Below are 23,641 nucleotides of genomic sequence, written 5' to 3'. Positions count from 1 at the left end.
GCTCGTCATGGTGCCGCCGCCGTGCCGCTGCTGGACGCTGGATACAGCGCCGCACCGAGCAGCGGCAGCAGTCTGCCCATCAGCTGCTGCCGGCCGGCATCGTTCTGGTGGTAGAAATCGAAATAATAGCGACAGGTGGAATTTGCATCATCTTGCAGAAAGTCGGTCGCGTCGATGAGGCGGATGCGTCCGCTGTCGGCCAGCGGCTGCAGAACGCTCAGCGTCCACTCGTGCAGGCCAAGCGGACTGACTTCTTTCCAGGCGCCGGTCAGCGGCATCAGCACGACTACCGGCGGCTGCTGCCAGCGCAGCGCATTCAGGCGATTGCGGATCGCGTCGCGCGTGCGCTGCATGTACTCGGGCATGGGCTGCTGGCGCGCCTGCGCGCTGAAGTCGGCGCGCCCGGCCAGGGCGCCACGCAGTTCCTTGCACTGGTGCTTGAGGCCGTCGGCTGCGGGATCGGTCGAGGCTTCCACCTTGTCGCAGGCCGCGACCGTATCCACGCCGAAGGCGCACATGTCGCGCGTATCGCTGGCATTGCGCAATATGATTTCCTCGGCCGGACGCTCTCGCCACCATTGCAGTGCGGAACGGCGCTGGCGCGGGTGGCGCACGAAATCCTGGATGTCTTCGCGATACTGGTATAGCGCCGAATGCGTACCCCAGCTGGCCATGTCCTTGAGTTCGAATGGCACGTGCACGGCGACCGTGGCATCGTCGGCGAAGGTGCGGAATGGCGCGGCAATGCCCAGCTCGTAGCTGCCGTTGCCTGCATACAGGAACGAGGTGAGATCCGTCGCGATGACACCGCCGCGCAAGGCTGGCCGGTGCCGCGCAAGCCAGTCGGTGACCACGTCGATGGTGAGCCAGTGCGAGCCGGGCATGCTCAGGTTGGCATGCAGATAGCCATGCTGCTGCGCCAGCGCGGCCAGCGCTTCGTGGTCGATGCCGTAGACCGGGCGCGAGCTGCCCAGGGTGACGAAATCGAGCTTTTGCAGCGCCGGATCCTGCAGTGCGCGCTTGACCCGCACGCTGGTGCCTGCGTGGCTCTCGGGCTTGGTCATGGGCTCCCACGCACCGAGGCGGAACAGGCCTTCGCAGAGCAGGATCAGCACCAGCGGCGCGACGAATTTGAGCAAGGTCTTCATCGGCATCGCTCAGAACTGGAAGTAGATAAAAGGCACGGTCGCTGCTGGCGTGAACCAGATCAGCAGCAGGCCGATGGCTGCCAGCGTGACGGCGAAGACCGGGCCACGCTCGCGGCCGAGGTAGTCCTTGAAGCCTTTCCAGCCGCCGAGCAGGTGCACTGCCAGCATGGCCAGCAACAGCACCAGCATGCCCAGGTGTGCGCCCTGGTCGAAGGCGAGCGGGCTGCTGTGGATGATGTTGCCGATCAGCGTTTGTGCATCGCCGAAGGTCTTGGCGCGGAAGAAGATCCAGGCGAAGCAGACCAGGTTGAAGGTGAGCAGCCAGCGCAGGCAGCGCATCAGCGCCGTGTCTGCGTTCCAGAACGGCAGGCGGAACAGCACTGCGCGCTCGAATGCGAGATAGCCGCCGTGCAGCCCGCCCCAGATAACGAAATTCCAGCTCGCGCCGTGCCAGAGGCCGCCGAGCAGCATGGTCAGCATCAGGTTGAAGTAGGTATGCAGATTGCCGTGGCGGTTGCCGCCCAGCGAGATATACAGATAGTCGCGCAGCCAGCGCGACAGGGTCATATGCCAGCGGCGCCAGAACTCCTGCACGCTGTCGGCGAAATAGGGATAGTTGAAGTTCTGCGGATAGCGGAAGCCCAGCAGCAGGGCCAGGCCGATGGCGATGTCGGTATAGCCGGAGAAATCGCAGTAGATCTGGAAACTGAAGGCGTAGACCGCGAGCAGGCTGTCCCAGAAACCGTGCTGCGCCGGGTTGGCAAAGATGGGGTCGGCATACAGCGCGAGGTTGTCGGCGAACACGATTTTCTTGACGAAGCCGAATGCGATCAGCACCAGCGCGCGCTGTACGTCGCCCGCATCGACGTGCTTGTCGCCGTCGAGTTCCTTGAAGAATTCGTAGTCGCGCACGATGGGCCCGGCGGCCAGCTGCGGGAAGAACGATACGAACAGGGCGTAGTCGAGCAGATTGCGCCGCGGCTGGCTGATGCCGCGATAGACGTCGATGGTGTAGGACAGACTCTGGAAGGTATAGAAGGAAATGCCCACCGGCAGCACGATATCCATCGGCGTGATCTGCAGCGCGACACCGGCGGCGCCGCTGGCCAGGTTCCAGTTCTCGATCAGCCAGTTCGCGTATTTGAAAAAGGCGAGCAGCCCCAGATTGGTAAAAAGACTCAGCAGCAACAGATAGCGTGGTCGCGATACGCGCACCATGCCCCGCGCGATGCTGTAGTCGAGCAAGGTGGAGTACACAATGATGCCCAGGTACATCCAGCTCCACTGGCCGTAGAAGTAATAGCTCGCGGCCAGCAGCATCAGTTTCTGTGCGGTCGGCCAGGGCCTGAGGCTCTGGTTCAGCGCCAGCACGATGACGAAGAAGACGACGAAATGCAGTGAGTTGAAAAGCATGCGGGGCCAGGCTGCCGGTCAGGTTCGGATACAAAAAGGGGAAAACTGGGCCGAGACTGCTGGGCGATCCGGTAGCCTTGGCGGCGAATCCTTCGCAATCAACGGCATAGCGGGACCCAGCGGCGCCGAAGTCTAGCACCGGCCGGTGCAGCGCCGGGTTTGTGCTTGGTTAAGCAGGTCACGCTTTGGGCATACGCTGGAGTGCACACAGCTGCGGCAGGCGTTCCTTGCGGAACAGGTTGCTGTCGATGGGCGCGCAGCTGCCGGCGACGATGGCCAGCTGCTGCCGCAGCAGCGCCTCGCGCAGGAATTCGCTGTCGAGTTCCAGCGCCACCAGATAGAGCGGTCCCGCGTGCTGCTGCAAGTGTTTGCGGGCGGCCCGGTCCAGCGCCCATTCCGGTTGCGGCGGGCCGACCAGGTTGCCGGCGATGCGCACGAAGCGCGCGCTGGACGGAAACGACGGCGCGATGAAGCTCAGCGGCTCGCCGCCGCCGAACACGATCATGGCCTGGGCATAGTCGGCATGCGGCGGCAGCTGCACCTCGACGTAATGCTCGGCGTAGTGTGCCGTCCGCCCCCAGCGCGGCGGCCGCGTGGCCAGGCCGAGCAGGACCACCGCCGTGCACAGGGCCGGCAGCAGCAGGCGCGAACGCAGGGTCAGCAGCGCCAGAGTCAGCAGCAGCGGCGCCAGCATTTCCAGCAGCACCAGATAGCGGTAATAGCCGAACAGCAGCAGCCACAGCCCATAGCCGACGGCGACGGCAGCGAGCAGAAAGCGCAGGCCCTGAGGCCGTGGCGACTGATCGCGCGCGCGCCGCCACCACAGCGGCAGGGCCAGCACGGCCAGGAACAGCAGCGGTATGCGCAGGTCGAGAAACCACAGCTCGGACACATGGCGCGGATTGTTGGCCCAGGCCAGCGGGTAGAACAGCCATTGCCACGCAGTGCGCGGCAGCCAGCGGTCGTCGCGCAGTTCGAACGGCGGCGTGAAGTCGCCGCCAAAGAAATTTCCGAACATGGGGAAGAGTGGATTACCGAACTGACGGTACAGCTCCAGCATCCAGTGGCCGTGGACCAGCAGGAAGCTCGCCAGTGCGGCGGTGGCGACGCAAACGAACAGGCGCAGGCGCGCAGTGCCATCGGCGGCGAGCAGCGGCGCGGCCAGCACGATGCCGGCCGCCATCGGAGCGGCGGTGAGTTTCAGCCCGACGGCCAGGCCCAGCAGCAGGCCGGCGAGTACCGGACGGCGCCAGTCGCGTGCCGGTGCGCCTAGCAGCAAGGCCAGCGCACCGAGCAAGGGCAGGCTGACCAGGTTGTCGCCGAAGGTGGCGCCCAGCTCGCCGCGCTGAGTGGCGCCGGTTGCGCCGACCAGGGCGATCAGCAGGGCCAGCCAGCGCCGTTGCTGCAGCCAGGGCGCTGGCAGCAGCTGCAGTGCGATGCGATGCAGCGGCAGCAGGTTCAGACCCTGCAGACAGCCCAGCAGGAAGGTGCCCAGCCAGGGCTTCAGCGACGACAGCAGCAGGTAGAGTGCTGCGGGCAGTAGTGGGTTGAACCAGCTCTGCGCCTGCGCCGCGGCGAGGTCCAGTGCGCCACGGCCGTTGAGCCAGGCCCAGCCGTTGTACCAGTGGTAATTGCGCAGGTCCCAGTTATTGCTCTGGCCCTGCGACATGGCCCAGAGGCCGAAGACGAACACGCAGAACAGCAGCGCGTAGCGCTCCCGCCGGGTCCAGCAGTGCAGGTTTGCCGCGTCGGTCATGGTGAGTACCGGATTGGAACAGAGACGCCGTGACGCTATTTCCCCGTGGGCGGGCGCACGCAGAATTCGGGCGTCATGTGCTGCCATACCTTGGGCGTGACGGTCCGGTCTCTACGCATCACAGCCAGCACATGGGTTGGCTTGATCCGGCCCGACAGCATTTCTTCCTCGTCGCGAGCATGGATGCGATCGATGAAACTGCGATCCCACTCCTTGGACGGATCGAAGTGCGGGCCGAAGCCGCGATCGATGAAAGGGTCGATGATGTTGCCGTAGCCCAGGAAGAAATCGAAACCGAAACGTTGCATCGCCAGTGGCAGCACTTCTTCCGCACGAATTCCTTCGAAGCCTTCCACCGAGCAATCCCAGTTGCCGAATTCGTGCTCGGTCCGGCGCAGCTGCTTGTTGTAGCGGTAAGACTCCGGCATTTCCTTCCAGAACTCCTGCACGATCTGCAGCGCCTCGGGCCAGCGCATGTGACCATTGCGTCCAATCATGTCGGAGGTGATGAAGATGCCGTCGTTGCCGATAGCCTGATGGATGGCCGAGTAGAGCGACTCGAGGTCCATCACATGGTGCAGGCTCTGATTGGCCATGACGACGTCGTAGTGACCGTCGGGCGTCCATCGGTTGAAGTCGCCGTTGACGAAGGAGAAATTCGCCGCCATGCCGGATTCGTTCGCCAGCGTCTGGCCGCGCTTGAGCATCGCGTCGGTAATATCGAGGCATTCGAAACGGAAGTCGGCGATGCCGCGTTCCTTCAATAGGCGGGCAATCGTCATCTCGCTGTCGCAGTTGCCGGCGCCGATGCTGACGATTCGCACGCTCTTGCCCTTTGCGCGGGCGTGCGCCTCGATCATGCGTGCGAAGAAGTCTTCCGGATAGGAAAAACCGAAACTCTCCAGCTGCGGTCGCAGATAGGTGTTTGACCAATAGTGGAAAATGGGAGGAAGGTCATTGATGACTTCTTCCTCGGCGAAGCGCGAGACTTCCTGCTGGACCCGCCTGTCGTAGCTGGAGGTGTCAGGCGGTGCGACGGCAGGGCCGTACCACCAGCGGCCCAGCGGTATCTTGATGGCCCGGGGCAACAGCCGCGCCACCGGGCGCAGGATGGTTTCTAGCTGGGTCTTGAGGGGCACGGGCGCTTCCACTCTGTCGAGTTCTTCGGCGGATACCCCGCCCGAACCAGCGCAAGGCCAGCAGGGGCGGGGCAGGGGGCCGTTATTCTACGTTCAATAGACGCAGGTGAGGGGCGCCGGAGTCGCCGTATTGCCGCTCAGGGTCAAGGCTGCGGGGTTGCCTGCCACATTGATGGCATTGCAGTTGGCGTTGCCGCCGGTGTTGTTGCCGATGAAGGTGTTGCCGGTGTACGTGCCGCCGGTCTGGTAGAGCTGATCGAACACCGAACCGCCGTACTGGCTCTGCTGCACCAGGTTATTGATGGCTGTGAAATTGTCCGAACCCTGCACCACGTCCAGCCCCCAGCCTGCGGCCCGCAGCAGCGTTGCATTTTCCACGCTGCACGAATCGCAATTGACCAGATAGATTGCGCTGGCGCCGGAATCGATGACCTGGGTGCCGTAGATCCTTACATTGGTGGAATTGTAGGCGGCGATCTCGCCATCGCCGCCGCCCCAGGGGTGATAGACCTCGCCGTAGACTGCTCCCCAGGGAAATTCCATATCGGTGGAGTCCGTGATCCAAACGTTCGGATCTGCCGACGGGCTGCCGCCGTTGTCGGACATGTAGGTATCCCAGACGTTGACATCGCTGGAGCCGACCGAGGCAAGGTTGATCAGCGAACCCTTCAGGCGCAGCCCCCAGACAGTCTGGGCAGACTGGTAGTAGGAGAACACGCCGAATTCCGGCAGGTGGCCGCTGGTCGGCTGCAAAGTGAAATTCTGCAGTGTGGTATTGCTTTCGATGGAGATCAGCCGGGTGGCTGACGATTCGACGACGACATCGTCGCGCGTCGTGCCCATTCCCTTCAGCGTTTTCCCGTTGGGAACCGTCAACGTGGTCGAGCCGAGGTTGTAGCTACCTGCACTGAGGCATACGCCGGGAACTTGATCGAATTGAGACGCTGCTGGATCACCGTTCCGCTGGTGCCCGACGGCAGCGTGATATCGCAGGAAAACGCGGCGTTGCTGAGCAGCAAGGCTGCACCGGCAAGCAGGGATTGCAGGATATGTTTCATGTATTACCTCTCAGTCCATTGTGAGTTGCGAAGCGGGTTTCACGAGCCCATCCGCGTCTGCGCCAGCTAGGAAATCTGATCGTCGGCGGGAGCGGATAGTGCGTGTCCGATGACCTCGTCGCAGGATCTGCAGCGAGTCGACGCGAGCGGCAGCGGGTCGGCTGAAACCGCATGTACTTTTTTGCCGGCCCGGGGTCTCAGCACCCGATACGCGGCGACGGCATCGCCCGCCGGAAGAGCGCGATCGGCCTTTGCCGCAGGCCTGCGACGGCTCTGGCGCGGAGGCGCCATGGTTCGGCCTGGCATGCAGACTGGTTTGACAGACGCAGGCAGTAGCAGCGCAGCGGCCGACGACTCCATGCTGCAGCAACCGGTGTGCTGCGCGGCCGGGCGCTGCGACTAGGTCGCTGCCTTGGCCAGCACCTGCAGCAAGGACTCGCGGTCTTCCGCCTTGAGCAGGCGCGGCGCCAGCTTGCGCAGGCGGCCGCGGTCGCAGCGGCCGACGGCGTCGCGCACTTCCAGCAGCGCGCCGGTATGCATGCTGAAGTCGGTCAGGCCCAGTGCGAGCAGCAGCGGCGTATAGCGCGCGTCCGAGGCCATCTCGCCGCACAGGCTTACCGGCTTGGCGTGCTTCTCGCCGCACTTGATGGTGGCCGACAGCAGTTGCAGCACGGCCGGGTGCAGCGGGTCGTACAGCTCGGACAGGGCGTCGTTGTTGCGGTCGGCGGCGAGGGTGTACTGCACCAGGTCGTTGGTGCCGATGGCGACAAAATCCACATGGCGGATCAGGAACGGCAGGGCGATGGCTGCCGCCGGTACTTCGATCATCGCGCCGAGTTCGAAATGGTCGGCCACTTCATGGCCTTCGCTGCGCAGGTCGCGGGCGCAGATCTGGATCAGGCGCCGCGTGGCGAGGATTTCCTGCGCGTTGGTGACCATGGGCACGAGAATGCGCAGCGGGCCATACGCCGAGGCGCGCAGGATGGCCCGCATCTGGGTTGCGAACAGCGCCGGCCGGCGTATCGACAGGCGCACGCCGCGCATGCCCAGGGCTGGGTTGGGTTCGGTAGTCAGGGCCAGGCCGGTGGTATCGGCCTTGTCAGCGCCCAGATCCAGGGTGCGGATGGTGACCGGCAGGCCGCCCATGCCCAGTACCAGGTCGCGGTAGGCCTGGAACTGCTCGTCTTCGTCGGGCAGGTGGTGGCGCTGCAGGAACAGGAATTCAGTGCGGTACAGGCCGATGCCGTCGGCACCATGGGCGCGGGCCTGGGCTACGTCGCCGGTCAGTTCCGCATTGGCGAACAGGCGGATGCTGGCATCGTCGCGGGTGCGCGTCGGTGCGTGGGCGAGTTCGGCCAGGCGGCGGCCTTCCCGCTGCGCGTCGCGCTGGTGCTGGCGGTAGCGGGCGAGATCCTGGGCGGTCGGGTGTACCACGACCTGGCCCTTGTCGCCGTCGACCAGCAGCAGGTCGTCGTCGTGTACCTCGGCCAGGGCCTCGTGCGCGCCGACCACCATGGGCAGGCGCATGCTGCGCGCCAGGATGGCGCTGTGTGACAGGGCGCTGGAACCGGTGCACACCGCGGCCAGTACGCCTTGCTCGGTCAGGTGGGTCATCTCCGCCGGGGCGATCTGGTCGCTGACCAGGATGGTGCCGACGCGCGCGGCGATCTGGCGTTCGGCCGGGCTGGTTTCCCGCGCCAGCGCCGACTGTACGCGGCCGATGACATGGTCTATGTCTTCGCGCCGGCTGCGCAGGTAAGGATCGTCCATCGCCTCGAACACGGCGGCGAGGCGGTCGCGCTGCATTTTCAGCGCCGTGCTGGCGCGATAGCGGCCACGGCGCACCAGGTCGAACAGGCCGGTGAGCAACTCCGGATCGTTCAGCAGCATGCTGTGGGCGTCGATGAATTCGCCGATTTCCCGTGCCAGGGCGCCGTGCAGCTTGTCGCGGATGGCGCGCAACTCGGTCTGGGCGGTTTCCAGTGCCTGTTGCAGGCGGCTGGCTTCGGCTTCGATCTCGCCGGGTTCGAGCAGGGTGTCGTCGATGATGAACTGGCTGGGCTGTACCAGCCGTGCCCGTCCCAGGACCATGCCGCGCGAGGCGCCGATGCCATTGAGGACGATGCGCATGCTCACGGGTAGTACGGATCCTTGTCGGCAGTGGTCGGTGTTCTGGCCCGGCACGCCCGGCAGGCGCTCACGGCCATGGCGACGACGCCGGCCAGGCCGTCCAGCCCCGCCGCCGTCACCGCCGGATTGTCATTGCCCCTCGTCGAACTTACGTTCGAACAGATCGACGACGGCAGCGAGTGCGTCGGCCTCGTCCGCGCCTTCGGCGCGGATGCTGACCGGCGTACCGATGCCGGCAGCCAGCATCATGACGCCCATGATGCTCTTGGCATTGATTTCGCGTCCGCGGCAGCGCAGCCACACGCTGGACTTGTAGCTTTGCAGCAACTGCACCAGCTTGGCTGAGGCACGGGCATGCAGGCCCAGCTTGTTGCTGATGACAATGTCGCGCTCAAGCATGATCGATACAGATTCCGCAGCGTCCACCGCTGGCGGCGGTTTCCGCCAGCTGGTCGAGATCCTGATTCGGGTAGTTCAGCACGCGCAGCAACATCGGCAGGTTGAGCCCGCTTACGCAGTGGGTGCGGAAGCCAAGGCTGGCCAGGCGCTGCGCGATATTGCACGGCGTGGAACCGTACAGGTCGGACAGTACCAGCACGCCCTCGCCCTGGTCGAGGTGGCGGGCGCGTTGCGAGGCATCGCCGAGTGCCCGTTCCGGATCGGCCGAGGCGCCGACTTCCATCACTTCCAGCGGCAGGGCGAAGTTGCCGAGTACGTGATGCGCCGCATTGACCAGCGCATCGCCCATGCATTCGTGAGTCAGCAGCAGTACGCCTACGCTCACGATTGTCGCTCCGCCATACGAATGCGGGCGCCTCGGTCACGGTCGCGGGACTGAAGTGCGCAGAACTGGAAGGTTGCCATCGCAATGCCTGGTAGGTCGGGATAGGAGGCGGCTTGCAAGAAAGTTGCCGGTCGCCGGAAATATGGGGGCGTTTTCACTCGAGTTCACGGTGGAACGTAAGTACCTGTTCGCGCGTGCCGCGGAAATGCTCGGCCAGGCGTTCGGCCAGGTAGACCGAGCGATGACGGCCGCCGCTGCAGCCTATGCAGATGGTGACGTAGGAACGGTTGTCGGCTTCGAAGCGCGGCAGCCACTCGTCCAGAAAGCCGGTGAGCTGGTCGAGGAAGCGCGTGACTTCGGGCTTTTGCAGCAGCCATTCGCGCACCGGGCGGTCCTTGCCCGAGAGCGGACGCAGCGCCGCGTCCCAGTGCGGGTTGGGCAGTACGCGCGCATCGAACACGAAATCGGCGTCGATGGGCAATCCACGCCGGTAGGCGAACGATTCGAACAATAACGACAGCTCGCCGCCGGCCATGCCCAGCTCGGTGGCGATCAGGCGGCGCAACTGGTGCACGTTGAGCTCGCTGGAATCGACGACGCGGTCGGCAATCGCTGCCAGCGGCCGCAGCAGTTTGCGTTCCAGGGCGATGGCATCGTGCAGCGGCAGGCCGTCGGCGGACAGCGGATGGCGCCGGCGGGTGTCGGAAAAGCGCTTGGACAGCACGTCGTCGCGGCTGTCGAGGAAGATGAGCTGGTAGTCGACGCCGATGCGGGCCAGGTCGGCCAGCACCAGCGGCAGCTGGTTCAGGTCTTCGCTGCGGTTGCGCACATCCACGCCGACAGCGATGCGGCGGTGGCCGCCGGTGCTGACGGCATCGACCAGGGCCGGCATCAGGCCGGCGGGAAGGTTGTCGACGCAGTAGAAGTCGAAATCTTCCAGGGTGCGCAGGGCGATGGTCTTGCCCGCGCCGGAAAGGCCGGACAGCACCACCAGGCGCACTGCGCCGTTGCCGTTGCCGATGTCGTCGCTGTTCGCGTTCACCACGGTGCCTGTTTCTGCAACTGGTGGGCCTGGCGGTCGATGAAGGTCTGCGCCGGGTCTATGCCCTTGCTCTTGAGCATATGGCTGCGCACGGCCGCTTCCACCAGCACTGCCAGGTTGCGCCCGGGCGCGACCGGAATGGCGATCTGCGGGATGCGCGTGTCGATGATGTCACGATAGCCGACATCGCCGGTCAGGCGCTTCATGCCATCGACGTCGTCGAGTGGATTGAGCGGGCGCAGATGCACGACCAGGCGCAGGTATTTGGACGGCTTTACCGCGGTATGGCCGAACATCTCGCGCACGTTGAGCACGCCCAGGCCGCGCACTTCGAGCAGGTCCTGCAGCAGTTCGGGGCAATGGCCATCGATCACGTCAGGGGCGATCTGGGTGAATTCCGGGGCGTCGTCGGCGACCAGGCGGTGGCCGCGGGTGAGCAGTTCCAGCGCCAGTTCGCTCTTGCCCGAGCCCGATTCGCCGGTGATCAGCACGCCGATGGAATACACCTCCATGAACACGCCGTGCAGGGTTTCGCGCCGCGCCAGCAGGCGGGCCAGGTGGTATTGCAGGAAAGTGAGGATTTCATGCCCGCGCTTGGGGCTGGACCAGAGCGGGGTATTCGACTCGTCGGCGGCGTCGCGCAGGTCGCTGGGGACGGTCTGGTCCTTGGTCACGATCAGCGCGGTGGGGCGGTAATTGATGATCTTCTGCACCGACTCCCAGCGCTGGCGCGAATCCAGGCCGTCGAGATAGTTCAGCTCTTCGGTGCCAATGATCTGCACCTTGTTCGGATAGATCACGTTGAGATAGCCGACCATGGACGGCCGGCGGGCGTGATGGTCGCCGGGGTCGAGCGTGCGGCCATTGCCCTGGGAACCGGCGGTCCAGCGCAGGGAAAGACGTTCGCAAAGGCTATCGAACAGCTGGCGTGCAGTCAGTCTATCCATGGCGGCGTTCAGGCTTGCAGTCCCCATTGTGCCAGTTCGGCGTAGAGACCGCTGGCATGGCGGGCATCGCGCAGGCGGGCCAGCGTGGCGGGGTCTGCGGCACGGGTTGCAATGTCGGCCAGCAGCGACAGGTGGCCGGTATTGAAATGGCTGGGCGTGACGATGGCGGCGAACAGGTCTACCGGCTGGCCGTCTGCGGCGCCGAAGGGCACTGGACGCTGCAGTCGCACAAACGCGGCGCGGGGCTGTTCCAGTACGCCGCTGCGGCCATGCGGCAGTGCAAAACCCTGGCCCAGGGCGGTCGAGCCCAGTCCCTCGCGTTCGCTCAGTGCTTCCAGTACGGACAGTGCCTGATCCGTCGGAGCGAGCAGTTGCGCCAAGGTTTCCAATACAGCCCGGCGCGAGCTGGCGCGCAGGTCGGCGACCACACTTTCGGGGTTCAGAAGGTCGCTGAAGCGCATGCCGCTGGGCGGGTAGTCGCGAAGGCGCGGATCATAGCGCGGGTTTATGCGGCAGTGCGGAAGAAAATCGTCGGGGGCGGAATCGTCCGCATGGGCGATGCACGGAGCGAAACGGCCGATTCAGGCGTTTCGCCGTGGCGCATGTGGGCGGTGGGCTGGAAAGCAGGCTCGGGCGAATGCCGTTGTCGTACCGGATTTGCGGCCAATGGGCATTTGGAACGACGATTCCTCACCCTCTGCGGATCGATCGGGGCCGGCACTTCCGCGCGACTGTCCTTCGTCCAGGCGATGGCAGCGCCCGGTTGTACAGTCACCCCCCAAATGAAAAACCCTCCCCGGCAAAGGGGAGGGCTGGTTGGGAATGGTGTTGCGTAGGGCGCGAATTGGCGCCCAATTGCTAGCAGGCGAGAATGCTCAGGCAATCCGCTCTGCGGCGCGCAGGGCTTCGCCCTTGTGATGATCGGTCAGCTTTTCCTTGTGCTTGCGGATCTGCACGTCGAGCTTGTCGGCCAGCGCGTCGATGGCGGCGTACATGTCGTCGGCCAGGGCCTCGGCATGGATGATCTTGCCGGCGGCGGCGTGCAGAGTGGCATCGGCCTTGTGCACCAGCTTTTCCACGCTGAGCGTCACATTGACGTCGTGGACATGGTCGAAATGGCGCAGGATGCGCTCGAACTTGCTTTCGACATAGCTGCGCAGGGCCGGCGTCACTTCAACCTTGGGGCCGCTGACATTGATCTGCATGGTGCTTCTCCTTACGGTAGAGCGCTCCTGACGCGGAACGCGGTCGGCACGGTGCGGCTGTGCGCGCCGTGCGAAAAGGGTGTCTGTTAGCACTGACCTGCTATTGGCATTGGGGTTCCCCGGCTGGCGTTCAAGTTCAGGAAAGCCGGCAACGCTCGTTCGAGGCGGCGATGTTCATTGCCTCGCGGTATTTGGCGACGGTACGGCGCGCGACATTGATGCCGCGGCGGTTGAGCTCTTCGGCCAGGCCCTGGTCGGACAAGGGCTTGCCGGTGGGTTCGGCTTCGATGAGTTTCTTGATCATGGCCTGGATCGCCGTAGCCGAGGCGCTGCCGCCGTCGACGGTGGAAACGCCGCTGGAAAAGAAGTGCTTGAACTCGAAAGTACCGCGCGGCGTGTAGAGGAATTTGCGCGTGGTCACACGGGAAACGGTGGATTCGTGCATGCCGATCTCTTCCGCTACGTCCTTGAGTACCAGCGGCTTCATGGCCTCGGGGCCGAAGTCGAGGAAGGCGCTCTGCGCACGCACGATGGACTGGGCCACCTTGAGGATGGTGTCGGCACGCGTCTTCAGGCTTTTGATCAGCCAGCGTGCTTCCTGCAGCTGGCCGCGCAGGTAGGAGGCGTCGTCGCGCTGGGCGCGGGCGATCAGCGATTCGTAGTGGCGGTTGATCGCCAGCTGCGGCTGGCAGCCCGGCGCCAGGCTGACCTGCCACTGCCCGCCGCTGCGGAAGGCGTAGGCGTCCGGCGCGACGTATTCAGGGGCGGACGAGGACACGCTGGAGCCGGGCTTGGGGTCGAGTGCACGGATCAGCTGCACTGCGGTGTCGATCTGGTCGCTGCCGGCCTTGAGCGAGCGGCTCAGGCGCGCGCGGTCGTTCTTGGCCAGTACTTCCAGGTGGTCGGCGACGATGGCGCGGGCGATGGCCAGGCCGTCGACGTCGGGCTCGAACGAATCCAGCTGCACCAGCAGGCATTCGCGCAGATTGCGGCTGGCGACGCCGAGCGGATCGAAGCGCTGTATGCGATGGCGTACCGCTTCGATTTCGTCTGCATCGATCTGGTACAGGCTGGCCAGGCCCTGCTGGATCGCTTCGACCGGCTCGTGCAGGTAGCCGTCGTCGTCGATTGCCTCGATCACGGCGACGGCGATGGCGCGGTCGCGCGCCGACATCGGCGTGAGGTTGAGCTGCCAGAGCAGGTGGTCGCGCAGGTCCTGCTGTTCGGGTTCCTGGCTTTCGAATTCGTCGTCCGAGGGGGCGTTGCGCGCCGGCGTATCGAAGGTGTTGTCGAGCGTGTCGAAACGCTCTTCCTCGTTTTCGCGCGTGTCGTTTTCGCTGCTACTGCTGGTTTCGGTGCTGGAGTTGTTGCGGTTGTCGATGAACTCCGCGATGGGCGCTTCGGCCTGGTCGGGACTATCGGCGCTTGCCGCCTCGCCGTTCTCTTCGGGCAGTTCCAGCAGAGGATTGGATTCCAGCGCCTCGCGCAGCTCCATTTCCAGCTCGATGCTGCTCAGCTGCAGCAGACGTATGGCCTGTTGCAATTGCGGCGTCAGCGCCAGTTGCTGGTGCAGGCGAAGGTTTAACGCTGGCTTCATCATCGATCCCGTATCGGCGGTGCCGCGGCCGGCAGTGCGGTGGCCACGCGCTGCCATCCTAATGCGGAAAACGGTCAACGGGAACCGCAACGAAACGTGAAAGTACGAAACTTGCTTAGCCGTTCCGATTGAGGGAGGATCGGCATTGCAGCGGCGCCGCAGGGGAGGTTCGGCGCAGGCGGGTCGAAAGCATTCTGCGAAGCAATCTGTGGCAACGTATACGTTGCTACATCCGGAATTCTTTGCCCAGATATACTTCGCGCACCTGTTCGTTGGCGAGTATCGTCGCCGGTGCGCCCTTGGCCAGCACCTTGCCTTCGGAAAGGATATAGGCGCGGTCGCAGATGCCCAGGGTTTCGCGCACGTTGTGGTCGGTGATCAGCACGCCGATGCCGCGTTCTTTCAGATGCCGCACGATGCGCTGGATCTCGCCGACCGAGATCGGGTCGACGCCGGCAAACGGTTCGTCCAGCAGCATGAAGCGTGGCTCGCCGGCCAGCGCGCGCGCAATCTCCACGCGCCGGCGTTCGCCGCCGGACAGGCTGCCGCCCTTGGAATTGGCGATATGGCCGATCTGCAGCTCGTCCAGCAGTTTTTCCAGCTCGGCCGCGCGGGCATTGGCATCCAGCTGCGGACGAAGTTCGAGGATGGCGAGAATGTTCTGCGCCACGCTGAGGCGGCGGAATACCGACGCTTCCTGCGGCAGGTAGCCCACGCCCATGCGCGCGCGCGCATGCATGGGCTGGCTGGTGATGTCGGTATCGTCCAGGCGGATGCTGCCGGCATCGGCGCCGATCAGGCCGACGATCATGTAGAAGCAGGTGGTCTTGCCCGCGCCGTTGGGACCGAGCAGGCCAACCACTTCGCCCTGTTCCACCCGGCAGGAGAAGTCGCGTACGACTTCGCGCTGCTTGTAGCGCTTTTTCAGCCCGGTCGCGCTGAGCATTACTTCTGCTTGTCCGTGGCGGCGGGCTTGGCGGCGTCGGCCGGCTTGGCCTTGTCGGCCGACGGCTTGGCGTCGGTCTTGGGCTTGGGCTGCATTTTCATGGTGATGCCGCCACCGGAACCGCCTTCGCCGGTCAGTTCGCCCGATTCGGTGTTGTAGACGATGCGTTCGCCGCGGAATTCGCCGCGGCCTTCCTGGATCACCACCGCATTGCCGGTGAGGATGGCGGTGGACGAATCGGTCGAATAGTCGATGTTGGCCGCGGTCGCGCGCATCAGGCCGCCGCTGTCGAGCTGCTGCTGCATGCGTGCCGGCTTGCCTTCCAGCACCACGCGGTTGATCTCGTTGGAATCGTCCTGGTAGACCGTGCCCTTGTCCGACTCGCCCTTCATCGTGCCGCGGGTCAGCTTGACCGCGCCGGTGAGGATGGTGAGGTGCTTGTTCTGGTTGGTGGCGAAATGGTTCGCTGCCACTTCCAGCGGCTGCTCGGCATCGGTCTTCAGGGCATGTGCTGCGGGAGCGGCCACGGCCAGCAGCGCGACAAGGCTAAGGCTTGCGCTTGCGCGCGAACGAAGCATGGACATCGGAGAGCAGCTCCAGTTGGTGCGTGTTGAGATCGGCCTTCATGCCGGTGCCGCGCAGTATAGAGCCCGGCTGGGTGATCGTGGCAGCGGCGGCGGTCTCGAGCCGGTTCTCTTTCGGGTAGGCATCGACATCGCGCGTGGCGATGTGCGCTTCGGCAGCTTCCGGGCTCGGTGCGCGCTGCATTTCCACGGCGCCGGCCAGCAGCATGTGGGTGCCGTCCTTGGTCACGAAGGCCGATTGCGACGTGCCTTTCCAGGGTTCGCCCTGCTTGGCCGCGATGAGGAAATCCGGCGCGTCCACCCAGAGCGAGCCGTCGTCGTTGCGTCGCGCCAGTGCCGGCGCGGAGACGGTGAAGCTCAGTTTGCCCTCCTCGTCCAGCGCATGCAGGGTGAAATTGTCGAGGGTGTAGTTCGAGCGCGGCGGACCGACGAAGGCGGGCACTTCTTCCGGCGGGCGCAGATACCACAGCGCAGCCCAGATCGCGCTGGCGACAACGGCCAGCAGCAGGATCAGGCGCAGGCGCGACTCGTCCGTCACAGCCACTGCGCCAGTTCGGCCTCGGCCTTGTTCTGGGCGGCCAGCAGCAGGTCGCAGACTTCCCGCGCCGCGCCTTCGCCGCCGCGCTGCCGCGTCTGCAGGTGCAGATGCGGCAGCAGCCAGGCATGGGCGTTGGCCGGGCCTATGGCCAGGCCGCATTGGCGCATGGCGCGCAGGTCGGGCAGGTCGTCGCCGGTATAGCAGACCTGGTCCAGCGTCAGCTGCAGCGCCTCGCACAGCTGGTGCAGGCAGGCCAGCTTGTCTTTCTGGCCTTGGTAAACATGGGCGATGCCCAGCTCGGCCATGCGCTCGGTCACCGTATGGCTCATGCGTGCGGTGATGATGGCCACTTCCACGCCGTTGCTGCGCAGGCGCTTGAGGCCCAGGCCGTCGTGTACATGAAAGGACTTCAGCTCACGCTGGTCGGCGGCGTACCAGAGCCGGCCATCGGTGAGTACGCCGTCGACATCGAATACGGCCAGTTTGACGGCCGCGGCACGGGCGCGGATTTCAGCGGACAGGTCGTTGAACATGATGGATTTTTTCAATCGCGCCGCAGCGGCGGGAAGGGCGGCCGCGACCGGGTCGGGCCGCCGCGATGACAACAGGCTGCGCATGCTGCGGCAAAGCCGCCACCGCCGTCCATGCCGGCAAGTACCGTAAAGCGGCCAGCGTTCAGACTACCCGGGCGCGCAGCAGATCGTGAATATTGAGCGCGCCGACCAGCTTGTTGCTGTGGTCGACGACGAGCAGGGCATGGATGGTGAAATCTTCCATCAGCCGTGCCGCCTCAACGGCGAGCTTGTCCGGCGTGATGGTTTTTGCCTTGGTCGTCATCAGCCGGGCCAGCGGCGCGCTGCGCAGGTCGATGGCGTGATCGTCCAGGGCGCGGCGCAGGTCGCCGTCGGTGAACACGCCGAGCAGCTTGTCCTGGGCATCGACCACGGCCGTCATGCCCAGGCCCTTGCGCGACATTTCCACCAGGGCTTCGGACAGGCTGGATTCCACGCCGACCTTCGGCACCTGCTCGCCCGTATGCATGACATCGCTGATATGCATCAGCAGGCGGCGGCCCAGCGAGCCGGCGGGATGCGAGCGGGCGAAATCGTCGGCGGTGAAACCGCGCGCCTCCAGCAGGGCTACGGCCAGCGCATCGCCCATCACCAGGGCGGCGGTGGTGCTGGCGGTCGGCGCCAGGCCCAGCGGGCAGGCTTCGGTCGGAACGCTGACATCGAGATGGACATCGGCCAGGCGGGCCAGCGACGAGCTGTCGTTGCCGCTCATGGCGATCAGCGGTATGCCCTGGCGCCGGATCAGCGGCAGGATGGTCAGCAGTTCGTCGGTTTCGCCGGAATTGGACAGGGCCAGCACCACGTCTTTCTGCGTGATCATGCCCAGATCGCCGTGGCTGGCCTCGCCCGGGTGGACGAAGAAGGCCGGCGTACCGGTGGAGGCGAGGGTGGCAGCGATCTTGCGCGCGATATGGCCGGACTTGCCCATGCCCGAGACCACGACGCGGCCACTGCAGTCGAACATCAGCTGGCAGGCGCGCAGGAAGTTTTCGTCGATGCGGGACTTGAGCAGCTCGATTGCCCTGGCCTCGGTCTCGACCACCTGCAGTGCGCTTTGCACCAGGGCGGCAGTATTGAGTGGAGGATGTGCCGCGGCGGACGAGATCAGGGGCAGGATCTGTGCATTCATGAGCAGGGCTGGATGGAGCAGGGAGACGGGTCTGTCGTGTGCAACGTTTTGGCGCCAGCGGATTTTCGGTAACATGCGCGTCCCCATAGTGTAGCCGGTTAGTCGTCCCCGTCGCAGGGACGGCGCAAACCCGCACTTCGTCGCGGCCAATCGCCGCTGCCCTGAATCCGCCACGGATTACCCCCGAAATGGACAGCCTCACCATCAAGAATCTGATCGAGCAAGGATTGCCCGGCGCTGTAGCCGAGGTCAGCGGCGCCGACGGCGTGCATTTCGACGCCGTGGTCGTGGCCGACGCCTTTCGCGGCAAGCTGCCGCTGGCCCGGCACCGGCTGGTCTATGCAACCCTGGGCGATCTCATGGGTGGCGCTATCCATGCGCTGGCACTCAAGACTGTGACACCTGAAGAGGCGGGAGCCGGAAGCCGGAATCCGTAACTGTTGACGCCGCCGGGCTGCGCTTCCCCCAAAGCCCGGGCCCTGGCTGGATTCCGTCGCTGCCGTCTCCACCTTCGCCGTTCCTTTTAGAGAGAGACTTCCTTCCCAAGATGGCCAAGATCGTAATTTCCGGCGGTGAACCGCTGCACGGCGACGTGTGGATTTCCGGCGCCAAGAACGCGGTACTGCCGATTCTGGCCTCTACCTTGCTGGCCGACGGGCCGGTCAGCATCGGCAACGTGCCGCACCTGCACGACGTCACCACCACGATGGAGCTGCTCGGCCAGATGGGCGTGCAGCTGGTGCTGGACGAGCGCATGAAGATCCATGTCGATCCGCGCTCGATCAAGAGTTGCTCGGCGCCGTACGACCTCGTCAAGACAATGCGCGCATCGATCCTGGTGCTTGGCCCGCTGGTTGCGCGCTATGGCGAGGCCGAGGTTTCCCTGCCCGGCGGCTGCGCCATCGGCTCGCGCCCGGTCGACCTGCATATCAAGGGCCTGCAGGCGCTGGGTGCCGATGTCACTGTCGAGAACGGCTATATCCGCGCCAAGGCCAAGCGCCTGAAGGGCGCGCGCATCGTGATGGACATTGTCACCGTCACCGGCACCGAGAACATCATGATGGCTGCGGCGCTGGCCTCGGGCACCACGGTGATCGAGAACGCGGCGCAGGAGCCCGAAGTGGTCGATCTGGCCAACTGCCTCAATGCGATGGGCGCGAAAGTCAGCGGTGCGGGCACGGCGACCCTGGTCATCGAAGGCGTGGAACGCCTGCACGGCACCGACTACGACGTACTGCCCGACCGGATCGAAACCGGCACCTTCCTCGTCGCCGGCGCGATCACCGGCGGCAAGGTGCTGGCGAAGAAGGCGCGGCCCAAGACGCTGGATGCGGTGCTGGCCAAGCTCGAAGAGGCCGGTGCGCATATCAATACCGGCGACGACTGGATCGAGCTGGACATGCGCGGCAACCGGCCCAAGGCGGTGAACATCACCACTGCGCCGTACCCGGCCTTTCCCACCGACATGCAGGCGCAGTTCACTGCGCTCAACTGCGTCGCCGAAGGTGTCGGCATCATCACCGAAACGGTGTTCGAAAACCGCTTCATGCACGCGCACGAATTGCAGCGCCTGGGCGCAGACATCCGCCTCGAAGGCAATACCGCCATCATCAAGGGCGTCAGCAAGATGACCGGTGCGCCGATCATGGCGACCGATCTGCGCGCTTCCGCCTGCCTGGTGCTGGCAGGCCTGGTTGCCGAAGGCGATACCACGGTCGATCGCGTGTATCACATCGACCGCGGCTACGAGTGCATCGAGGAAAAGCTCGGTACGCTGGGCGCGCGCATCCGCCGCCTGCCGTCCTGACTGCTGCGGTGCCGCCCTGCGGCAGCGCTGGTCTCGCGTGAGTTAAAAAAGGGACAACATCATGTTGTCCCTTTTTTGTTTTCCCGGTTACTTCAGTTCGCGCAGCAGCATCACGATGTTCTCGCCGTCCTTCTGCGCCTGCTCCACCTGCAGCGGCGCGATGCGGTCGGCGGCGTACCAGGTACTGCTCTTGCCGGGCTTGTCGCTGCGTTCGAAGCGGATGGCCCTGAAGTTGCCGGCCGGCAGGGCCAGATTGCTGGTTTCGCGACGCTCGTAGCGCTGGTTTTCCGCTGCGTCCTTGTTCGCCACCACCAGTTGCTGGCTGGCTTGTGCCCGGTCGCGGCCCAGTGCGACGACGACAACCTGACGATCGATCATGGCCGGCTGCAAGGCATAGCGGAACAGCTGGTCCTTGTCGGTCACGCGCACTTCGCGTGCCTGTGTGTCGAACACGATGCTGCGCTGCTTGGATTTCAGCGTCGCGTCCTGGCGATAGCGATAGTCGGTGCTTTCCAGGCGGCCGTCGCTGCCGACGCGGAATTTCGATTCTTCCCGCACGTCCAGACCCAGCAGCCGGGCCATGCCGGCCGTGCCCTTGGTTTCGGTGACCAGCGACCATTGATTGTCGCCGTCCCGGCGCAGGGTCATGGTCGATTGACCGATGACCTTGTCGCCGCGCTTGACGTCATAGCTGGCGCTGAAGGGCTGCAAGGTATCGGCGCGGACGGCGGGATCGGCGATGCCGGGCGGGTTCAGTTCGACGGCGGAAGACAACAGCGGCAAGGCGGCAAGGCCGAGCAGGGCGAGGATACGCATGACGGGCTCCAGGCGGGGACGGCGCAGTGTGGCGGCGTATGGCTGAACGCTGGCCGGGGTGTTCGAGGTTGAGTGTGGCGTTGTCCATGCGGCCGCTGCCTGGTGTTTCCGAGAGCACGATCGGCGCCGTCGAATCGGCTGGTGCGGCAGATCAGACGCGCAAGACCTGCAGCAACGGCACACCATCGAAATGCACCGTGCCGTCGCGCCATTCGGCACGGCCTTGCGCCAGCCATTGCACGCAACGGCAGAGCAGGGCGTGTTCCCGCGGCAGTAGGCGCTGGGCCAGGGTATCTGGACTATCGCCGGGTTCGATGGTGATCTCGCTACAGGCGAGCAGCGGGCCGCCGTCGAGTTCGGCAGTGACGAAATGCACGCTGGCGCCATGTACGGTGTCGCCGGCGGCCAGCGCCCGCTTGTGCGTATGCAGGCCGGCATACTTGGGCAGCAGCGACGGGTGGATATTGATGATGCGTCCGGCCCACGGCGCCAGCACGGCGGCATCGAGCACGCGCATGAAGCCGGCCAGCACGATCAGGTCTGGCGCGAACGCGCCGACGCGGGCAAACAGCTCGGCATCGTAGCGGGCGCGGTCGGGCTGGCTGGCCGGGTCCAGCGCCAGCGTGGCGATGCCATTCGCCTCGGCCAGGCGCAGGCCTTCGGCTGCCGTCTTGTTGCTGGCGACCAGGACGATCTCGATCGGCAATTCGCCGCGCCGCTGCGCAGCGATCAGCGCGCCGAGATTGGAGCCGCGGCCCGAGATCAGCACCGCGACACGCAGCACGGCAGACATCAGCGGATGACGACGCGCTCGTCGCCGCCGGCCTGGGTCACCTCGCCGATCTGCCAGGCGTCGAGGCCGAGCTGCTGCAGGGCAGCCAGCGTGCTCGCCGCCTCGTCGCGGCCGACGATGACGCAGTAGCCGATGCCGCAGTTGAAGGTGCGCCACATTTCTTCCTGTGCCACCGCGCCTTCGCGCTGCAGCCAGTCGAACAGGGGCGGCAGTTTCCAGCTGCTGCTGTCCAGCGCAATGCCCAGCGCATCGGGCACGACGCGGATGATGTTTTCCTTCAGCCCGCCGCCGGTGATATGCGCCATACCCTTGACGCTCTGCTGCGCCAGCAGTTGCAGGATGGGCTTGACGTAGATCGTGGTCGGCGCCATCAGCGCATCGGCCAGGCTGCTGCCGCCCAGATCCAGTTCGAACGGATTGCCGGCCCGCGCGACGATGCGGCGGATCAGCGAATAGCCGTTGGAATGCGCGCCGCTGGAAGCGATGCCGAGGATGGCATCGCCCGCTTCGAGCCGGCTGCCGTCGATGAGCTTGGATTTTTCCACTGCGCCGACGCAGAAGCCGGCGAGGTCGTACTCGCCCGGCGGGTACATGTCGGGCATTTCCGCGGTTTCGCCGCCGATCAGTGCGCAGCCGGCCAGCTCGCAGCCTTTGGCAATGCCGCCGACCACGGCCACGGTGGTGTCCACGTGCAGCTTGCCGGTGGCGAAGTAGTCGAGGAAGAACAGCGCTTCGGCGCCCTGTACCAGCACGTCGTTGACGCACATGCCGACCAGGTCGATGCCGATGGTGTCGTGGCGGCCGAGGATCTGCGCCAGCTTGAGCTTGGTGCCGACGCCGTCGGTGCCGGACACCAGCACCGGCTCCTTGTAGCGTCCAGCCAGTTCGAACAGCGCGCCGAAGCCGCCGAGGCCGGCCATCACTTCCTTGCGGAAGGTGCGGGCAACCAGCGGCTTGATGCGCTCGACGACTTCGTTGCCCGCGTCGATGTCGACGCCGGCGTCGCGGTAGGTCAGGGCGGTCTTGGGGTCGGACATGGGGCGGCCGGCACAAAAAGGGGCGCAATGATAGCAGCGACCGCCGCGCCTGGCCTGCGCCGACATGGACGTCGCGACGGGCTTTGGGCAGACTTGGGCACGATTCCGCTCGCCGACCAGGGAATGTCCGTGCGTTACGCCCGATTGCTCAGCTTATTCTTTTTCCTCCTGTGCCTGCCGCTGGGGAACGGCCTGGCCCAGGCCCAGAGCCCGAACGCGCTGTATACCGGCGAAGTGCCGGTATCCGACCAGTCCGACGAACAGCGCGCTGTCGCCCTGAAAAGCGCGCTGGCCCAGGTCGTGGTCAAGCTGACCGGCGACCGGGCGGCGGCCAGCAGCGAAGCCGTGGCCAAGCTGGTCGAATCAGCCGAGCGCTATGTGCAGCAGTACACCTATCGCCAGTCGGTGGAGACCGTCGACGGCCAGCCGCTGCTGCGCCTGAGCCTGGTGGCGAGTTTCGACCGCAGCGCCATCGATCGCGTGCTGCGCGATCGGGGTCTCAAGGTCTGGACGCCCGCGGCGCGCGCGCCGGTGGTGGCCTGGCTGGCCATCGACGATGGCAAGGGGCCGCGCCTGCTCGACAACACCGATCCGGCCGCCCGTGCCATGCAGCAGATGGCCGAACAGCGCGGCGTGACCCTGGTCTGGCCGCGCCTGGATTCGCCCGACCAGGCGCAGACCACGGCGCAGATCGTCTGGGAAGGCGACTCCATGACCCTGGCTGCGGACGCTGTGCGCTACCAGACCGATACCGTGCTGATCGGCCAGCTGCGCCGCGTCGGCAGCGACTGGATAGCGCGCTGGACCCTGGTCCTCGGTGGACAGGCACAGCCGGTCTGGGAATCGCGCGATCCCGACCTGGCCGCGGCCCTGGTCGCCGGTGCCGACGGTGCCGTGGACAAGACCCGCGGGCGTGGCGCCAGCCAGGCTGAGGAGCGGCGCATCACGACCGCGCGCGTCTGGGTCGGCGGGCTGAAATCCGCCCAGGACTACGCCCGCCTGTTCGAAACCCTCAGCGGCAACGAACTGGTGCGCGAGTACCAGCCGGAACAGGCGCGCGGCGACAGTGTGATGCTCAAGCTCACCTTGAACCTGGCACTGGACCGCTGGATGGCCTACCTGCCGCCGGACGGCGCCCTGAGCGTGGTCGGTGCAACAGCGAGCGACGGCGCGGAGGCGTCGCTGGCGCTGAATCCTTGA

25 protein-coding genes are annotated in these 23,641 nt (G+C 65.4%); 3 read left to right on the top strand and 22 right to left on the bottom strand.

The genetic code is table 11. The annotated features are described in order from the left end of the window. Window positions 1–5: 5 nt before the first annotated feature. The 19 genes from DFR29_RS08710 to DFR29_RS08620 all read right to left on the bottom strand — a co-directional run bounded on the left by DFR29_RS08710 (window position 6) and on the right by DFR29_RS08620 (window position 17,988). A complete protein-coding gene (locus DFR29_RS08710; protein WP_133818193.1) occupies window positions 6–1,148 on the bottom strand; it encodes a hypothetical protein in 1,143 nt (380 codons plus the stop codon). A gap of 9 nt (window positions 1,149–1,157) precedes the next feature. Continuing rightward, the gene (locus DFR29_RS08705; RefSeq protein ID WP_133818192.1) at window positions 1,158–2,561 is read right to left on the bottom strand and encodes an MBOAT family O-acyltransferase; all 1,404 of its coding nucleotides are present in this window, start codon (window positions 2,559–2,561) and stop codon (window positions 1,158–1,160) included. A 178-nt stretch (window positions 2,562–2,739) separates the two neighbouring features. Next, window positions 2,740–4,317 (bottom strand): hypothetical protein, encoded by a 1,578-nt coding sequence (locus tag DFR29_RS08700; RefSeq protein ID WP_133818191.1) that lies wholly within the window; start codon window positions 4,315–4,317, stop codon window positions 2,740–2,742. A 35-nt stretch (window positions 4,318–4,352) separates the two neighbouring features. Next, window positions 4,353–5,456: a class I SAM-dependent methyltransferase gene (locus DFR29_RS08695; RefSeq protein ID WP_243745993.1), complete on the bottom strand. Its 1,104-nt coding sequence runs from the start codon at window positions 5,454–5,456 to the stop codon at window positions 4,353–4,355. Window positions 5,457–5,549: 93 nt separating this feature from the next. Further along, entirely contained in the window at window positions 5,550–6,299 is a 750-nt protein-coding gene (locus DFR29_RS08690) for a right-handed parallel beta-helix repeat-containing protein (RefSeq protein WP_133818190.1), read from the bottom strand. A 29-nt stretch (window positions 6,300–6,328) separates the two neighbouring features. Next, window positions 6,329–6,514, bottom strand: coding sequence for a hypothetical protein (locus DFR29_RS08685; protein ID WP_133818189.1), 186 nt, complete (start codon window positions 6,512–6,514; stop codon window positions 6,329–6,331). A 399-nt stretch (window positions 6,515–6,913) separates the two neighbouring features. Beyond that, window positions 6,914–8,644, bottom strand: coding sequence for a phosphoenolpyruvate--protein phosphotransferase (gene ptsP / locus DFR29_RS08680; protein ID WP_133818338.1), 1,731 nt, complete (start codon window positions 8,642–8,644; stop codon window positions 6,914–6,916). 129 nt (window positions 8,645–8,773) lie between these two features. Then, window positions 8,774–9,043: an HPr family phosphocarrier protein gene (locus DFR29_RS08675; RefSeq protein ID WP_133818188.1), complete on the bottom strand. Its 270-nt coding sequence runs from the start codon at window positions 9,041–9,043 to the stop codon at window positions 8,774–8,776. Beyond that, entirely contained in the window at window positions 9,036–9,428 is a 393-nt protein-coding gene (locus DFR29_RS08670) for a PTS sugar transporter subunit IIA (RefSeq protein ID WP_133818187.1), read from the bottom strand. The genes DFR29_RS08675 and DFR29_RS08670 overlap by 8 nt, the downstream gene beginning before the upstream one ends. A gap of 154 nt (window positions 9,429–9,582) precedes the next feature. After that, the gene (rapZ, locus tag DFR29_RS08665) at window positions 9,583–10,470 is read right to left on the bottom strand and encodes an RNase adapter RapZ (RefSeq protein ID WP_208113546.1); all 888 of its coding nucleotides are present in this window, start codon (window positions 10,468–10,470) and stop codon (window positions 9,583–9,585) included. Beyond that, the gene (hprK, locus tag DFR29_RS08660; protein ID WP_133818185.1) at window positions 10,467–11,417 is read right to left on the bottom strand and encodes an HPr(Ser) kinase/phosphatase; all 951 of its coding nucleotides are present in this window, start codon (window positions 11,415–11,417) and stop codon (window positions 10,467–10,469) included. The genes rapZ and hprK overlap by 4 nt, the downstream gene beginning before the upstream one ends. An 8-nt stretch (window positions 11,418–11,425) precedes the next feature. Continuing rightward, window positions 11,426–11,878: a PTS sugar transporter subunit IIA gene (locus DFR29_RS08655; RefSeq protein ID WP_133818184.1), complete on the bottom strand. Its 453-nt coding sequence runs from the start codon at window positions 11,876–11,878 to the stop codon at window positions 11,426–11,428. A gap of 414 nt (window positions 11,879–12,292) precedes the next feature. Further along, on the bottom strand, window positions 12,293–12,622 hold the full coding sequence (gene hpf, locus DFR29_RS08650) for a ribosome hibernation-promoting factor, HPF/YfiA family (RefSeq protein ID WP_133818183.1): 330 nt from the start codon (window positions 12,620–12,622) through the stop codon (window positions 12,293–12,295). 136 nt (window positions 12,623–12,758) lie between these two features. Continuing rightward, on the bottom strand, window positions 12,759–14,219 hold the full coding sequence (locus DFR29_RS08645; protein WP_133818182.1) for an RNA polymerase factor sigma-54: 1,461 nt from the start codon (window positions 14,217–14,219) through the stop codon (window positions 12,759–12,761). Window positions 14,220–14,445: 226 nt separating this feature from the next. Then, complete coding sequence (gene lptB / locus DFR29_RS08640; protein WP_133818181.1) at window positions 14,446–15,165, bottom strand: LPS export ABC transporter ATP-binding protein; 720 nt, start codon at window positions 15,163–15,165, stop codon at window positions 14,446–14,448. Beyond that, a complete protein-coding gene (gene lptA, locus DFR29_RS08635; protein ID WP_133818180.1) occupies window positions 15,165–15,749 on the bottom strand; it encodes a lipopolysaccharide transport periplasmic protein LptA in 585 nt (194 codons plus the stop codon). Before lptA ends, lptB begins: the two co-directional genes overlap by 1 nt. Continuing rightward, on the bottom strand, window positions 15,712–16,293 hold the full coding sequence (gene lptC / locus DFR29_RS08630; RefSeq protein WP_166653969.1) for an LPS export ABC transporter periplasmic protein LptC: 582 nt from the start codon (window positions 16,291–16,293) through the stop codon (window positions 15,712–15,714). The genes lptA and lptC overlap by 38 nt, the downstream gene beginning before the upstream one ends. Continuing rightward, window positions 16,284–16,820, bottom strand: a complete 537-nt coding sequence (locus DFR29_RS08625; protein ID WP_133818337.1) for a KdsC family phosphatase — start codon at window positions 16,818–16,820, stop codon at window positions 16,284–16,286. Before DFR29_RS08625 ends, lptC begins: the two co-directional genes overlap by 10 nt. Window positions 16,821–16,962: 142 nt before the next feature. Further along, window positions 16,963–17,988 carry a KpsF/GutQ family sugar-phosphate isomerase gene (locus DFR29_RS08620; protein WP_133818178.1) on the bottom strand — a complete coding sequence of 342 codons (1,026 nt, stop codon included), beginning with the start codon at window positions 17,986–17,988 and terminating at the stop codon, window positions 16,963–16,965. A 188-nt stretch (window positions 17,989–18,176) separates the two neighbouring features. On the opposite strand from DFR29_RS08620, the gene DFR29_RS08615 reads away from it, so the two are divergent. Both DFR29_RS08615 and murA read left to right on the top strand, forming a co-directional pair. Beyond that, the gene (locus DFR29_RS08615) at window positions 18,177–18,425 is read left to right on the top strand and encodes a BolA family protein (RefSeq protein ID WP_133818177.1); all 249 of its coding nucleotides are present in this window, start codon (window positions 18,177–18,179) and stop codon (window positions 18,423–18,425) included. A 110-nt stretch (window positions 18,426–18,535) separates the two neighbouring features. Further along, complete coding sequence (murA, locus tag DFR29_RS08610) at window positions 18,536–19,795, top strand: UDP-N-acetylglucosamine 1-carboxyvinyltransferase (protein ID WP_133818176.1); 1,260 nt, start codon at window positions 18,536–18,538, stop codon at window positions 19,793–19,795. A gap of 87 nt (window positions 19,796–19,882) precedes the next feature. On the opposite strand, the gene DFR29_RS08605 is transcribed toward murA, so the two are convergent. From DFR29_RS08605 to purM, 3 genes are all read right to left on the bottom strand, one after another. Then, complete coding sequence (locus DFR29_RS08605; RefSeq protein WP_166653968.1) at window positions 19,883–20,611, bottom strand: DUF6134 family protein; 729 nt, start codon at window positions 20,609–20,611, stop codon at window positions 19,883–19,885. Window positions 20,612–20,762: 151 nt separating this feature from the next. Next, entirely contained in the window at window positions 20,763–21,404 is a 642-nt protein-coding gene (gene purN, locus DFR29_RS08600) for a phosphoribosylglycinamide formyltransferase (RefSeq protein ID WP_133818174.1), read from the bottom strand. After that, window positions 21,404–22,441 carry a phosphoribosylformylglycinamidine cyclo-ligase gene (purM, locus tag DFR29_RS08595; protein WP_133818173.1) on the bottom strand — a complete coding sequence of 346 codons (1,038 nt, stop codon included), beginning with the start codon at window positions 22,439–22,441 and terminating at the stop codon, window positions 21,404–21,406. Before purM ends, purN begins: the two co-directional genes overlap by 1 nt. A gap of 129 nt (window positions 22,442–22,570) precedes the next feature. Here purM and DFR29_RS08590 point away from each other — a divergent pair, with 129 nt between their 5' ends. After that, window positions 22,571–23,641 (top strand): DUF2066 domain-containing protein, encoded by a 1,071-nt coding sequence (locus tag DFR29_RS08590; protein WP_166653967.1) that lies wholly within the window; start codon window positions 22,571–22,573, stop codon window positions 23,639–23,641.

Origin of the sequence: Tahibacter aquaticus, from assembly GCF_004363655.1 — a bacterium.
GTDB classification, from domain to species: domain Bacteria; phylum Pseudomonadota; class Gammaproteobacteria; order Xanthomonadales; family Rhodanobacteraceae; genus Tahibacter; species Tahibacter aquaticus.
This window is presented reverse-complemented; position numbering and strand designations above follow the sequence as displayed.